Source organism: Micromonospora sp. A3M-1-15, from assembly GCF_024213425.1.
Classification (GTDB): domain Bacteria; phylum Actinomycetota; class Actinomycetes; order Mycobacteriales; family Micromonosporaceae; genus Micromonospora; species Micromonospora chersina.
The window spans coordinates 1,375,070-1,387,689 of sequence record NZ_JANAVK010000001.1 but is presented as its reverse complement, the minus strand read 5'-3'; the positions used below and the strand labels follow the sequence as shown (position 1 = coordinate 1,387,689).

At 71.6% G+C, this 12,620-nt stretch carries 17 protein-coding genes; 12 read left to right on the top strand and 5 right to left on the bottom strand.

Annotated features, from left to right (window positions below):
- Window positions 1-35: 35 nt before the first annotated feature.
- Together NLX85_RS06330 and sigJ are read right to left on the bottom strand one after the other, a co-directional pair.
- A complete protein-coding gene (locus NLX85_RS06330; protein ID WP_254332173.1) occupies window positions 36-896 on the bottom strand; it encodes an AraC family transcriptional regulator in 861 nt (286 codons plus the stop codon).
- A 141-nt stretch (window positions 897-1,037) separates the two neighbouring features.
- Window positions 1,038-1,952, bottom strand: coding sequence for an RNA polymerase sigma factor SigJ (gene sigJ, locus NLX85_RS06325; protein ID WP_254332171.1), 915 nt, complete (start codon window positions 1,950-1,952; stop codon window positions 1,038-1,040).
- Window positions 1,953-2,051: 99 nt separating this feature from the next.
- Between sigJ and NLX85_RS06320 the strand changes: the two genes are divergently transcribed.
- From NLX85_RS06320 to yidD (NLX85_RS06295), 6 genes are all read left to right on the top strand, one after another.
- Window positions 2,052-2,426, top strand: a complete 375-nt coding sequence (locus tag NLX85_RS06320) for a hypothetical protein (RefSeq protein ID WP_254332169.1) — start codon at window positions 2,052-2,054, stop codon at window positions 2,424-2,426.
- 185 nt (window positions 2,427-2,611) lie between these two features.
- Entirely contained in the window at window positions 2,612-2,974 is a 363-nt protein-coding gene (gene yidD, locus NLX85_RS06315) for a membrane protein insertion efficiency factor YidD (protein WP_254333660.1), read from the top strand.
- A 102-nt stretch (window positions 2,975-3,076) separates the two neighbouring features.
- The gene (locus NLX85_RS06310; protein ID WP_254332167.1) at window positions 3,077-3,694 is read left to right on the top strand and encodes an IS607 family transposase; all 618 of its coding nucleotides are present in this window, start codon (window positions 3,077-3,079) and stop codon (window positions 3,692-3,694) included.
- Window positions 3,691-5,109 carry a transposase gene (locus tag NLX85_RS06305; RefSeq protein WP_254332165.1) on the top strand — a complete coding sequence of 473 codons (1,419 nt, stop codon included), beginning with the start codon at window positions 3,691-3,693 and terminating at the stop codon, window positions 5,107-5,109. Before NLX85_RS06310 ends, NLX85_RS06305 begins: the two co-directional genes overlap by 4 nt.
- A gap of 11 nt (window positions 5,110-5,120) precedes the next feature.
- Window positions 5,121-5,450: a hypothetical protein gene (locus NLX85_RS06300; RefSeq protein ID WP_254332163.1), complete on the top strand. Its 330-nt coding sequence runs from the start codon at window positions 5,121-5,123 to the stop codon at window positions 5,448-5,450.
- Between the two features lie 69 nt (window positions 5,451-5,519).
- Window positions 5,520-5,882, top strand: coding sequence for a membrane protein insertion efficiency factor YidD (gene yidD / locus NLX85_RS06295; RefSeq protein ID WP_254332161.1), 363 nt, complete (start codon window positions 5,520-5,522; stop codon window positions 5,880-5,882).
- Window positions 5,883-5,886: 4 nt separating this feature from the next.
- On the opposite strand, the gene NLX85_RS06290 is transcribed toward yidD (NLX85_RS06295), so the two are convergent.
- The 3 genes from NLX85_RS06290 to NLX85_RS06280 form a co-directional block, all read right to left on the bottom strand.
- Window positions 5,887-6,621, bottom strand: a complete 735-nt coding sequence (locus NLX85_RS06290; protein WP_254332159.1) for a YqjF family protein — start codon at window positions 6,619-6,621, stop codon at window positions 5,887-5,889.
- A 43-nt stretch (window positions 6,622-6,664) separates the two neighbouring features.
- The gene (locus NLX85_RS06285; protein WP_254332157.1) at window positions 6,665-7,537 is read right to left on the bottom strand and encodes an alpha/beta fold hydrolase; all 873 of its coding nucleotides are present in this window, start codon (window positions 7,535-7,537) and stop codon (window positions 6,665-6,667) included.
- 155 nt (window positions 7,538-7,692) lie between these two features.
- On the bottom strand, window positions 7,693-8,061 hold the full coding sequence (locus NLX85_RS06280; protein WP_254332155.1) for a VOC family protein: 369 nt from the start codon (window positions 8,059-8,061) through the stop codon (window positions 7,693-7,695).
- Window positions 8,062-8,163: 102 nt separating this feature from the next.
- Between NLX85_RS06280 and NLX85_RS06275 the strand changes: the two genes are divergently transcribed.
- The 6 genes from NLX85_RS06275 to NLX85_RS06250 all read left to right on the top strand — a co-directional run bounded on the left by NLX85_RS06275 (window position 8,164) and on the right by NLX85_RS06250 (window position 12,582).
- A complete protein-coding gene (locus NLX85_RS06275; protein ID WP_254332153.1) occupies window positions 8,164-9,411 on the top strand; it encodes an RNA polymerase sigma factor in 1,248 nt (415 codons plus the stop codon).
- A gap of 79 nt (window positions 9,412-9,490) precedes the next feature.
- Window positions 9,491-10,141, top strand: coding sequence for a DUF998 domain-containing protein (locus tag NLX85_RS06270; RefSeq protein WP_254332151.1), 651 nt, complete (start codon window positions 9,491-9,493; stop codon window positions 10,139-10,141).
- Window position 10,142: 1 nt separating this feature from the next.
- The gene (locus NLX85_RS06265) at window positions 10,143-10,514 is read left to right on the top strand and encodes a YciI family protein (protein ID WP_254332149.1); all 372 of its coding nucleotides are present in this window, start codon (window positions 10,143-10,145) and stop codon (window positions 10,512-10,514) included.
- A 138-nt stretch (window positions 10,515-10,652) separates the two neighbouring features.
- Complete coding sequence (locus NLX85_RS06260; RefSeq protein ID WP_254332141.1) at window positions 10,653-11,207, top strand: TetR/AcrR family transcriptional regulator; 555 nt, start codon at window positions 10,653-10,655, stop codon at window positions 11,205-11,207.
- 10 nt (window positions 11,208-11,217) lie between these two features.
- Complete coding sequence (locus tag NLX85_RS06255; protein WP_254332139.1) at window positions 11,218-11,580, top strand: hypothetical protein; 363 nt, start codon at window positions 11,218-11,220, stop codon at window positions 11,578-11,580.
- Window positions 11,581-11,757: 177 nt separating this feature from the next.
- Window positions 11,758-12,582 (top strand): PPOX class F420-dependent oxidoreductase, encoded by an 825-nt coding sequence (locus tag NLX85_RS06250; RefSeq protein ID WP_254332137.1) that lies wholly within the window; start codon window positions 11,758-11,760, stop codon window positions 12,580-12,582.
- Window positions 12,583-12,620: the final 38 nt, after the last annotated feature.

The window sequence follows — 12,620 nt, the reverse complement described above, 5'->3', positions numbered from 1 at the left end:
CGGCGAGCCTGGGCCGAAGAGGTGTGAGCTCCCCGTCAGACCCGCCGCACCGGGATCCACAGCTCGGCGTCGGCGGTCTTCCCGTCCGCCGACACCCGCACCTTCGAGATCTCCGGCCCCGGGCGGCTCTCGTACGGGTTCGACGGGAACCACTGGGTGAACACGTCCCGCCACAGGTACTGCACCGCCTGCGGAAACTCGCCCGACACCGTGAACACCGCCCAGGAACCGGCCGCCACCGGCAGGCGGTCCAGGTCCTCCGGCACGTCCGCGCCGGTCACCACCCCGTGCCAGTAGTCCAGCTCGGTACCCTCCGCCCGAGAGCCGGCCAGGTCGTCGCTCACGTTGACGATGCCGTGCGGCTCCTGGTCGGAGAGCGCCTCGATCCGGCGTACCTTCTCCGGGTCGAGACCCTTGATGAACGCCACGATGTGCGGGTTCATCCCCTCGTGGACGAGCGGCACCCGGGCCTTCACCCCGGCGAGAGTGAAGGCGTCCTTGGTCACGATCCGGTAGTCCATGCTGGTGCTCCCTTCGACGACGAGCCGGAAGGACATCCGGGGCTGCGACCGCAGCACCGCCCCGGTGCGCCGGGCCTCGGCCGGGCCGACCCCGTGCACCGCGCGGAACGCCCGGGCGAACGCCTCGTTCGAGCCGTACCCCCAGCGGACCGCCACGTCGAGCAGCGACGCCTCGCCCGCCAGCACCTCGGCGCCGGCCACGGTGAGCCGGCGCCGGCGCACGTACTCCGACAGCGGCATCCCGGCGAGAGCCGAGAAGAGCCGCCGGAAGTGGTGCTCCGACGTGCAGGCGATCCGAGCCAGCCCGGCCACGTCGAGCGGTTGGTCGAGGTGGCGTTCGAGGTCGTCCATGGCCTGGTTGAGCCGCTCCAGCACCCGGTGCTCCTTCCGATTGACGCCCTCGACGCTAGGCACCCGGCAGTCGCCCCACCCGACTCCACCGAACCAGATCCGATCGGTTGAGCTGTTCCGGCGTGACGCGATGGCGCTTGTCCACGCCGGCTGAACGAGGGCTGGTCAGCCCTCCTGCGCCCACGGCCGCAGCTTCTCCGGGTTGCGGACCGCCCAGATCCGGCTGACGCGCCCGTCGGCGACGTCGAACGAGGCCACGGTCACCACGACACCGCCACGCCGGGCCACCAGGCCCGGCACACCGTTGACCGACCGCTCCAGGAGTTCGAGCCCCGGAGCCATCTCGGCGATCGCGACCATGTACTGCGCGATGCGCGCGCCGCCCTCCACCGGGCGCAGGACAGTGCCGACCATGCCGCCGCCGTCGGCGGTCATCACGGCAGCCGGGTTGAGGAGACCGACGAGGGCTGGGATGTCCCTGCTCTCCCAGGCCTCCTTGACGTGCCTCACCACGTCGGCCTGCCCGGCCGGCACCGGAGCGCTCGCGACGGCCACCCGCCGCCGGGCGGAGGCCGCCAGCTGCTTGCAGGCCGCAGGGGTCCGCCCCAGAACGTCGGCGATCTCGGCGAACGGGTACCGGAAGACCTCGTGCAGGACGAACGCCACCCGCTCGGCGGGCGTCATCGACTCCAGGACGACGAGGAAGGCCATCGACACCGACTCGTCCAGGACGATCTGATCGGCGGGGTCCGCCCGGCCGGTGGGGCCGGCGCCACCCGCGTGGTCCCACTCGGTGCAGTCGGGCAGCGGCTCGGGCAGCCACGCGCCGACATAGCGCTCACGGCGGGCCCGCGCCGAGCCGAGCCGGTCCAGGCAGATTCGGCTGGTCACCGTCGTCAGCCACGCGCCGGGGGACCGGATCTCCTCCCGCCGGCTCGGCGGCAGCCCGTACCAGCGGGCGTAGGCGTCCTGCACCGCGTCCTCGGCCTCGGTCACCGAACCGAGCAACCGGTAGGCGACGTTGATCAGTTGGCGTCGTTCGCCGGCTATCTCATCCGCGCTGGTCGCGACAGTCCCCACGCTTGCGGCCGCCCCCTCGCCTTACCTTTCGCAGGCCCGCGTCGTCGGGCTGGTGAGACCTTATCGACCTGCTGCCCGAGGGCGGAAAAGGGGAATGACATGGCCACGGCCACTCAGGTGACGGCAAAGGCACCACGCAGCCCCTCGTTCCTGCAGATCGCGATCGCCCTGCAGACCCTGACCATCTTCGTTCAGGCGGTCTCCGCCGGACTGCTGCTGACCTCGTCCTACGGAGAGACGCTGCACAGTATCGGAGCCCGTGTGATGTACGGGGCGTCGATGCTGTACGTGCTCGCGGCGGTGCTGGCGTGGAAGCCGGTCGGCGGCTCGCCCCGGCCTCTCTGGCACGCGTCCGGATTCCTCGCGCTCGCCTCTGTCCAGGTTGTACTGGGCATCGCGCACGTCCCGTCGGTCCATCTCCCCCTGGGTGTCCTGATGTTCGGTCTGAGTGTGCTGGCGCTGGCCCGGCGCTGAGGTCCGATGCGGGGCCTGTCGGAAACGAGGCCGGCGGCACCGTACCCACGCTCGTCGTCCTCGAACGGCTCGTCCGGGCGCTGGACATGCGGCTCGACGTCGGGTTTTCCCCGATCGCCGACGCCGCCTGACATCCGGCGCGTCTCGGATCGCTGGCGCGGATGTCGCATCATGGCGTCGTGATCATGCGGAAGCGGCGCCATAAGAAGAAGGATCGGGACTGGTGCAACTGCGACCTTCCCGTCTGTGACGGCCCGGGCTGCTGCGACCTCGGCCTCTTCTCGTTGCTGCTCACCCTCGGCTCGGTGGCCGCCGGAGTCGTCCGCAGGCCCGCCATGGACCGCGCCGGCCGCGCCGCCATCCTCGGGTACCGCCGGTGGCTGTCGCACCGCTGGGCCGCCCAGTGCCGCTACACGCCCACCTGTAGCGCGTACGGCCTGGCGGCCGTGGAGAGGTATGGCCTCGCGGTGGGCGGGCGGCTGGCCGCCGATCGGGTCCGCCGCTGCCGGCCGGACGTCCCGCACGGCACCCACGATCCGCTGCGCTGACACCTCAGCGCAGCGGTGCCGGGCCGCCGAACACGACCGGGATGCCGGGGAGCCGCTACTAGTAGTTGCTTTCCTTTCTAGAGCTGTCCACAATCGGCTGCCGTGGCGAGCGTGTATCGGATCGGCGAGTTCGCTAAGCGGGTGGGCCGTTCGGTGAGTACGGTGCGCCGGTGGGAGGCGGAGGGCCGGATCACGGCCCGTCGTCTGCCGTCCGGGCAGCGGTATTTCGACGATTCGGATGTGCGCCGGGTGCTGCAGCCGGGCTTCGACGCCGACCGGCGGAAGGTTGTGGTGTACTGCCGGGTCTCGTCGCCGGGTCAGAAGGTCGACTTGGCCTCGCAGGTGGCGGCGATGCAACAGTTCTGCCTCGCTCGCGGTCTGGCCGTGGACGAGTGGATCAGCGAGGTCGGCGGCGGGATGGACCTTCGCCGTAAGAAGTTCCTGGCGTTGATGGACGCGGTCGACCGGGGCGAGGTCGCCACGCTGGTGGTGGCGCACCAGGACCGGTTGGCCCGGTTCGGGTTCGACCTGCTGGAGCATGTGGCGGCGCGTGGCGGCTGCGAGATCGTCGTGGCCAACCAGGAGTCCCTGTCCCCGCAGCAGGAGTTAGTCGAGGACCTCCTGGCCGTCGTGCGCACCTTCTCGTGCCGGCTGGACGGTTTGCGCCGCTACGAGGAGGAGTTGAAGAGGGCGGACTTGACCATGGATGGTGACCGGTGAAGGTCACCCGGATCGCCTACTCGGCCCGACTGAACCCGGGGAAGTACGCCGCTTTGGTGGAGCAGGCTCGTCGGTTGGGCCGGGTGCGCAGCGAGGTGTGGCAGCGCTACGGCTCGATCGCCGGAGTCGGGTCTGGGTTGACAGACCGGCAGGTGCGGGACCGGTGGTTGGCTGACGGCACGCATGTGCAGTTCGGCGTGTTGGCGAATGCGTGGAAGGAAACCGTCCGCGACGCCATGGCCGACGTCGCCGCGAACCTGGAGGCGGCCAAGGTCGACGTCCGGCGGGCGATCAACCGACGCACCAACGATCCGGCCGAGCGCAAACGAATGTTCACCGCGCTGAAGGCCGACCAGTGGGCTGACGATCCGTTCCTGGCCCGGCAGATGCGCAAACACTGGAAGCGGGGCCACAACCGCACGCACGATCAGATCGTGGTACGCGCCGACAAGCACAACACCACTGTCGATGGGCGGGGACGGTTGTGGCTGGCGATCCCCGGTCTCGAGCCCCGCAAGATGGTCAGGATCCCGCTATGCACGACCGTCGCGCCGACCGGTACCGTGCGGCTGATCCTGCGCAGCGGACGGGTCGAGGTGCACTACCAGATCGACGCGGCGCAGATGCGCTCATCACAGCGACCATGCGGCGAGGCGACGATCGGCGTGGACAAGGGCTACACCGAAGCCCTCACCGACTCCGACGGCCAGCCCCACGGCACAGGGCTCGGCGTGCTGCTCACCCGCGAGTCGGATCGGTTGAAGGAACGAAACCGACGCCGGGCGAAGCTCCGCTCGATCGCCAACAACGCCGCCCTGCGTGGGAACCACGCGAAAGCGCACCGGATCAAGGTCAACAATCTCGGCACGATCAAGCGGGATCGGCAGGCCGCCCGACATCGGGCGCGGGTGCGCACGGAGATCTTCACCGCGGTGCACGAGGTCGTGGACAAGGCCGGCACCGTGGTCGCCGAGGATCTCACCAAACGCTTCACCGGCCGCAAGCCGCTGGGCAAGAACATCAGCCGGCGTCTCGTCGCGTGGACCAAAGGAGTCACCGCCGAGGCCCTCAAGAACGTGTCGGAGCGCAGAGGTTCTGCGCTCGTCCACGTCAACGCCGCCTACACCTCACAAACCTGTCACCGCTGCGGCCGGCTCGGCCGCCGCAGCGGGGACCGATTTCACTGCACCTCGTGCAGGGTGGTGTGGCAGGCCGACGTGAACGCCGCGATCAACATCCTGCACCGAGCCGGCGACCCCGACATCGCCCTGCACACCCCACACCACAAGGTGAAGCAGATCCTGCAGGACCGGACCGATCGCCACCGGACCAGACTGCCGGTCCAGGACTCCAGCCCAGCCACCACCGGGCGGAGAGCGAACCATCCGAACCGCTCAACTATGAGCAACAAGTAGGAAGCAGTGACATGGCCACCCAGGTGATGGCGACGGCACCGCGCAGCTCCACGTTCCTGCGGATCGCGATCGCCCTCCAGACCCTGACCATCTTCGGTCAGGCGATCTCCGCCGGACTTCTGCTGACCTCGTCCTACGGGGAGACCCTGCAAACCGTCGGAGCCCGTGTCATGTACGGGGCGTCGATGCTCTACGTGCTCGCGGCCGTGCTGGCGTGGAAGCCGGGCGGCGGCTCCCTCCGGCCGGTCCGGTACGCGTCCGGGTTTTCGTGCTCGCGTCGGTCCAGGTCGTCCTGGGCATCGCGCACGTCCCGTCGGTCCACCTTCCCCTGGGTGTGCTGATGTTCGGCCTGAGCGTGCTGGCGCTGGCCCAGGCCGCTGGCACGCGTGTCGCATCATGGCCTGGTGATCATGCGGAAGCGACGCCAGAAGAAGAAGGACCGGGACTGGTGCAACTGCGATCTCCCCGACTGTGACGGCCCGGGCTGCTGCGACCTCGGTCTCTTCTCCCTGCTGCTGACCCTCGGCGCGGTGGCCGCCGGCGTGGTGCGCGGGCCCGCCGTGGATCGCGCCGGCCGTGCCGCCATCCTCGGCTACCGCCGGTGGCTGTCGCATCGCTGGCCCGCCCAGTGCCGCTACACGCCCACGTGCAGCGCGTACGGCCTGGCCGCCGTGGAGAAGTACGGCCTCGCGGTGGGCGGGCGGCTGGCCGCCGACCGGGTCCGCCGCTGCCGGCCGGACGTCCCGCGCGGCACCCACGACCCGCTGCGCTGACGCCTCAGCGCACGGGCGCCGGCCCGCCGAACACGACCGGGAGGCCGGGGGAGTGGAGCACGCTCACCGGCGGCCCGGCCGGCGGCGGCAATCCGGCGGCGGCGACCAGCTCGTCGTCCAGGTGCAGCAGATCCGCCCGGTGCAACGGCCACCGCGGATGCCAGTTCGGCAGGTGCAGCGTGCGCCCGTACGCCCGGGTGTGCAGGCCCCAGCGGGCGGTGAGGAAATGCTCCAGCGGCGTCGGGTCGGCGATCGGCTCACCGACCCGGACCGCCATCCGGCTCGACGCCCCCGCCGGGCCGGGCCAGCGGCGCCGGCAGCGGTAGGTGAGGCGGTCCCCGTCCCGGTCCAGCCGCATCGCCGACCACTTGTACGGCAGCCGCAGGCTCAGCTGCGCCACCAGCACCGGCACCAGCCGGGAAGCGTCGAGCGAGCGGAACACCACGGCCCGCCGCCCGGTGCCGTCGACCGAGTACAGCCGGACGTTGGTCTCCCAGAAGCTGCCGAAGTACGGCACCCCCGGACCCCGGCCGAGGCCCAGCCCGACCATCCGGAAGCCGATCAGCCCCACGTAGCTGAGCCCGTCGAGGGTGTCGGGGCGGGTGCCGGCGGGCAGCAGCGGCGCGACCACCTCCGGCTCGACCGCCCAGTGCAGGAAGGTGAGGTCCTGCCAGCGCTGCCGCAACCACGCGCGCGGGAACGCCCGCACGGGCGCGCAGTCGACCGGCTCGATGTCCACCTGCCCATCGTGCCCCGGGTCGCCCGCACCCGGCGTCCCGCGGTCAGGAGAGGAACGCCAGCAGGTGCCGCAGCGTCTCGTCGGGCGCCTCCTCGGGCAGGAAGTGCCCGGCCGCGACCGGCCCGCCCTCGACTTGGTCCGCCCAGGCCCGCCACACCTCGAGCGGCCGGTACCAGGTCGCCACCGGGCCGGCGTGCCCCCACAGCGCCAGCACCGGGCAGCCGATCCGCCGCCGGCCCCGGTCGGCCCGGTCGTGCTCGTAGTCCAGCGTCGCCGCCGCCCGGTACTGCTCGCAGATCGCGTGGACGGCGTCCGGCCTGCGGAGCTGCGCCACGTACTCCGCCCGCACCGCCGCCGGGAAGGCGTCCGGCACCTCCGACAGATCGTCGAGCATGTGGTCGACGATGACCTCCGGCGCCTGCGCGACCAGCCGCTCCGGCACCGGCTCGGGCGCGGCGAGGAACGACCAGAGCCAAAACCCGAGGCTGAACGCCATGTCGGCGCGGTCGAACGCGTCGCCGGTGGGCACGATGTCGAGCACCGCGAGGCGGCTCACCGCGTCGGGATGGTCCAGCGCCATCCGGTACGCGCACCGCCCGCCGCGATCGTGCCCCACGACCGCGAACCGGTCGTAGCCCAGCAGCCGCATGACCTCCACCTGCTCGGCGGCCACCCGCCGCATGCTGTACGGGGCATGGTCCGGCGCGCTGGGCGGCGCACCGCTGTCGCCGAAACCCCGCAGGTCCGTGGCGACCACGGTGATCCGCTCCGCGAGCCGCGGCGCGACCCGGTGCCACATGAGGTGGGTCTCGGGCATGCCGTGCAGCAGCAGGACCGGCGGCCCGTCACCACCCCGCCGCCCATGGATCGTCGTGTCGCTGGTGACGATGTCCAGCTCCGCGAAGCCGTCGAACACCCGATGCTGCCTCCTCGTCGGGCCCTCGTGGACCCGCCCGGTTCAACGACCGGAACCCGGTGGTAGTGCGGCGGCCCGGCGCCCGATGCGCCGGGCCGCCGCCGGACCGGTGTTGCCGCACCGGGTCCCGAGGCCGACCAGGAAGCGCGGACGCCTCACTCCGGCCGGTGGCAGACCGCCTCGACGTTGTTGCCGTCCGGGTCGCGGACGAACGCCCCGAAGTAGGTCGGGTGGTATTCCGGCCACACCCGCGGCGCGTGCAGCACCTCCGCGCCGGCCGCCACCGCGGCGTCGTGGAACGCCTGCACGGCCGCCCGGTCCGGGGCGGTGAAAGCGATGTGCGCCTCCAGCGGCGTGCCGGCGTCGGCGGGCGCGGGCACCAGCCAGAAGTCGGGACTGTCGACGCCGTAGCCGATCGGGCCGGGCTCCATGATCCGCCGGCCGCCGAGCGGGGCGAGCACCGCGTCGTAGAAGGCGGCGCTGGCCGGCAGGTTGCGCACCATGACGGAGAAGTGGTCGAGCACGTCGCCTCCCTGCGATCGTCGATGACCGCGCCAGGCTACGAGCCGCCTACGACACTCTCCGGTCTGCTGGCGAACGTCGGACCGGCCTGCTGAGATGTGCCCATGGGGGAGTCCGACGCGCGGCGCACCGTCGAGGCGGTGTGGCGGATGGAGGCCGGCCGGGTTGTCGCCGGCATCGCGGCGCTGGTCCGCGACGTCGGCCAGGCCGAGGAACTGGCCCAGGACGCGCTGGTCGCCGCGCTGGAGCAGTGGCCGCGCGACGGCGTGCCGGCCAATCCCGGGGCGTGGCTGACGACCGTCGGCAAGCGCCGGGCCGTCGACATGCTGCGCCGCAGGCAGACCCAGCAGCGCACGCTCGCCGAGCTCGGCCGGGACCTCGACGAGCAGGTCACCCCCGACTTCGACGCCGCGCTGGACGAGCACATCGAGGACGACCTGCTGCGGCTGATCTTCGTGGCCTGCCACCCGATCCTGTCGCCGATCGCCCGCGCCGCGCTCACCCTGCGGCTGCTCGGTGGCCTCACCACCGGCGAGATCGCCCGCGCCTTCCTCACCACCGAACCCACCATCGGGCAGCGGATCACCCGGGCCAAGCAGACCCTCGCCACCGCCAAGATCCCCTTCGAGGTGCCCGGCCCGGCCGAAGCCGCCGAACGCCTCGACTCGGTCCTCGAAGTCGTCTACCTCATCTTCAACGAGGGCTACTCGGCCACCGTCGGCGACGACTGGATGCGTCCCGCCCTCAGCCAGGAGGCGCTCCGCCTGGCCCGGCTGCTGCAGGGGCTCATGCCCGACGAACCCGAGGTGCACGGGCTCGCCGCCCTGTTGGAGATCCAGGCGTCGCGCACCCGGGCCCGCACCGGCCCCGACGGCGCACCGATCCTCCTCAACGACCAGGACCGCAGCCGCTGGGACCAACTGCTCATCCGGCGCGGCCTCGCCGCCCTCGACAAGGCCCGCACCGACCACCCTGGCCCGTACACCCTCCAGGCCGAGATCGCGGCCTGCCACGCGCGGGCGCGTACCCCGGAAGAGACCGACTGGGCGCGGATCGCGACCCTCTACGCGGAGCTGGTCCGGCTCGTGCCCTCGCCCGTGGTGGAGCTGAACCGGGCCGTCGCCGTCGCCCAGGCCGACGGGCCCGCCGCCGGCCTCGAACTGGCCAGGGAGCTGGAGTCCGAGCCCGCACTGGCCGGCTACCACCTGCTGCCCAGCGTGGTCGGCGACCTGCTGTTCAAGCTGGGTCGGCACGCGGAGGCACGGGCCGAGTTCGAGCGGGCGGCCTCCCTCACCGGCAACGCCCGCGAGCGGGCCCTGCTGCTCGACCGGGCCGCCGCCTGCGGCTCGTAAAAAATCTTGAGAACTCATGTCGGATCCGTGTCGCCCCGATCGACGCGTCGGTGAGAGCACCGATGACGAGGAGATCGAGATGACCAGTACGACGCTCACCCAGGCCGGGACCACACGGGGTGTCTCGGCCGCCACCCTGCTGGCCGCGGGCGCCGCCGCCGGGCCGCTGTTCCTCGGGCTGGGCCTGGTCCAGGCGTTCACCCGGGACGGCTTCGACCTGAGCCGGCAGCCGCTCAGCCTGCTCGCCCTGGGCGAGCACGGCTGGATCCAGATCGCCAACTTCGTCGTCTCCGGGCTGCTGGCCCTCGCCGGGGCGGCCGGCTTCCGGCGGGCGCTGCGCGGCGGACCGGCCGCGACGTGGGGGCCCGCGCTGGTGGCGGTGCTCGGCGTCGGGCTGATCGTCGCCGGGGTGCTCCGCGCCGACCCGAGCATGGGCTGGCCGGCCGGCGCGCCGGAGGGCAACCCCGAGACGATGAGTTGGCACTCCTACGGCCACGGGGTCGGCGCGATGCTCTCCTTCGGCTCGCTCACCGTCGCCTGCCTGGTCTTCGCCCGCCGCTTCGGCCGGGTGGGCGCGCTGTCGTCGGTCCTCGTCGCCCTGGCGACGGTCGCCGTCATGGCCTGGCCCGACCAGGGCAGCATGAGCGTCCGGATGGCGCTCGGCTCGGCCCTGGTCTTCGGCTGGCTCACCGCGGTTTCCCTGCACACGATCAGCGAGAGGAAGCACTGAGATGCGTTACATGTTGATGCACAAGCTGGACGAGGCCGTTCCCGGCAACTTCGAGCCGTCGCCGGAGTTCATGAAGCGGATGGGCGCCTACATGGAGGAGGTCTCCAGGGCGGGGATCCTGCTGGCCGCCGAGGGGCTCTGCAAGAGCAGCGAGGAGTCGGCGCGGATCACCGCGACCAAGGGGAAGAAGACCGTCACCGACGGGCCGTTCACCGAGACCAAGGAGCTGATCGCCGGGTTCGGGCTGATCGAGGTCCGCTCCAAGGAGGAGGCGGTCGAGTGGGCGAAGCGGTTCGTCGACGTCTTCACCGAGAGCGGGATCGACGTCGAGGTCGACGTGCGGCGGGTAAGCGAGGGACCGCACGAAGGCTGAAATGACGGACTGGGGCTGAGCTGCTATCGGAAAGCGGAGTGGGTGGCATCGGAGCAAATTTCCGGTGCCACCCGTGCGCGGGGGGTTTAGGAACGAGCGTTCTTGACTGATCGTTCCTAAACCGGCTAGGGTCCTTCCATGGGCCGACCGAGAGCATTCGACGAGACCGAAGTGATCAGGGCGGCGGCAAGCCTGTTCGCCGGCAGGGCGTACGACGGCATCTCCGTCGACGACCTGGTGACGCACCTCGGCGTGCACCGCAACAGCCTGTACAAGGTCTTCGGCAGCAAGCGCGGGCTGTACCTGGCCGCCCTGCGGTGGCACCTGGAGCATCAGGTCCGGCCACTGCTGGCGAAGGTCACCGCGGCCCCCGACCCGGCACAAGCATTGCGGGACATGTTCGTGGCCGACACCGCGAGCCCTGACCTGGACCTGCTGCTGCTGGCCGTGGTCGAACGCGCGCCGGTGGACTCCGAGGTGGCAGAGGAAGTCGCCCGCGCCATGCGCGACTTCGACGCTGCCATCGATCTCACCCTGGGCGACGGCGCGGCGACCGCCGACGACGCGCCGTCACCCCTGACCTACGCGCTCACCGCGGCGATCCTCGGCCTGCGTCTGCGGGTCCGCACCGGGGTCGACGCCGCCCGCGCCGGCACGGTCCTGTTCGACCGGATTCACCAACCGCAACGCTGAAGGAGCTTCCATGGCAAAGGTATGCATCGACAACGACAGCCTCATCGTCGAGATCGAAGGGCTGGACAAGCTCTGGGCCCTCAAGAGCCGCCTGGCGATCCCACTGCTCAACGTCCGAGGCGCCACCGCCGACCCTGGCGTGATCAAGGAGCCAAAGGGCATCCGCGCGCCCGGCGCCCACCTGCCGGGCGTCATCATCGCCGGTACTTTCCACGTCGATGGCGAACGCATCTTCTGGGACGTCCGCGACCCGGCCAAAGCCGTCGTCATCGAACTGCGCGACGAGCGCTACACCCGCCTCATCATTCAAGTCGCCGACCCCCGGGCCACAGTCGCCCTCGTCGAGCACGCCATCGCCCGCTCCACCACCTGATCCAAAGCCAGTTACCACTCAAGCGCGGTAACCAGCGGCGGCCAGTTGTCGCTCCCCACCAACTGGCCGCCCATGGGGGACCTTTCACTGGCTGGTGAGTGAGGGCTCCGCACGAGGGCTGACGGCGACGTCTCGGCGCCCAGGTCACATCCCAGGCCGCCGGCCCGTCCCGCCAACATGAGAGCACTCGTACGTGGGACGGTCGCACTGCTCGCCACGGCGTCGCTGGTCGTCGGGGTGTGGGCGCTGGCCCGGGCGGAATCGTTCAGCTCGGCGGTGGGGTTCCCGCCGCACGAGCACTTCGTGCACGACGTCGGGGCGTTCCAGCTCGGCATCGGGGCGACCCTGCTGCTGGCGCTCATCTGGGCCGACGCCCTGGCGGTCGCCCTGGCCGGCTACGTCGTCGGCGCGGCGGCGCACACCGTGTCGCACGTGGTCGACGCCGACCTGGGCGGCAGCACGGCCCAGACCTGGCTGGTCGGGCTGTCGGCCCTGCTGGCCCTGGCCGCGCTGGTGGCCCGGCTGCGGCAGCTCGGCTGGGTGGTCGGCTACGTCGACCCCGCCCCGGCGCCCGCGTGGGCGCCGTTGGTGCGGCAGAAGACCGTGGTGTTGACGACGTTCAAGCGGGACGGGACCCCCGTGCCGACGGCGGTGAGCGTCGCGGTGGCGGGGGAGCGGGCGTACGTGCGCAGCTTCGAGAAGGCGTGGAAGACCCGGCGGATCCGCAACAACCCGCACGTCACTCTGGCCCCGTCGACCGCCCTCGGCAAGCCCACCGGGGAGGCGGTGGAGGCGGTGGCGCGGCGGTTGAGCGGGGCGGAGTACCGGGCGGCGAGCCGGGCGCTGGTCGGCAAGCATCCGCTGCTGCACGGGGTGCTGGTGCCGCTGACGCACCGGCTGGGCCGGGCCAGGACCGGCCGCACGGTCCACTTCGCACTGACCCCGCTGGCGGCGACCGGACAGCCCGCCGCTGCCGGTGTCGACAGCGGGAGGGCGCGCTGACATACGCGCGAGATATATACGCGAGGTATACCCTCGGG